The organism is Bartonella sp. AC158YNML, assembly GCF_042196725.1.
In the GTDB taxonomy this organism is placed as follows: Bacteria; Pseudomonadota; Alphaproteobacteria; order Rhizobiales; family Rhizobiaceae; genus Bartonella.
Map to the genome: position 1 here is coordinate 1 of NZ_JBHIQU010000096.1, position 617 is coordinate 617.

The following is a 617-nucleotide window of genomic DNA, read 5'->3' on the forward strand; positions in this document are numbered from 1 at the left end:
CCCAAAAAACTTGGCAAAAACTCTCTTACATCAATGGAACCAATCCACCCCTTAATGCGGCTAGGCAAAGATTTACAAAAATCCATCAATTGTGAGATAGATGACATAAAGCCATCGACAATCGAATTAGCCAGATCTTCGCCCGCTTGTTCCATACCAGCCTTGGCACTCTCCGAGAGCTTTTCCTGTGTAAAAAAACTCTTCAACCATTGCCAAAAGTTGGAAAAGCTTTGTTTAACGCCCTCCCACAAACCTTCAAAGCTTTGAACAACAGAGGAAAGTCCTTGTTTAAACTTTTGCCAATGGGAAGAGAAGTCGAAAGCAGCAGCAATGATGTTTTTCCATTTAGTGATGGTGGTAGTATCGGCACCAAAAAAGCGCATGACGGCTTCAAAGGCACGCCCCCAAGCCCGAGATACCCCCTGTGCAAAGCCTTTGACAAAAGAAGAAAAACGATCCCAATATTTCCACAAAGCAAAACCAGCAGCAAGGATGACAGCCACAACAGCAGCAACGACAACCCCGATCGGAGTAAAAATACCCCCCACAACAGAGGCAATACCTGCCCCAACCACTTCGATCACTGTCCCAATCCAACCAAAAGAGGCAGAAAATGC

1 pseudogene is annotated in these 617 nt (G+C 45.4%); it reads right to left on the bottom strand.

Features of this window, described 5'->3' with window-relative positions:
- Positions 1-617: pseudogene (locus ACFIM1_RS09440) on the bottom strand (phage tail tape measure protein); the annotation flags it as partial.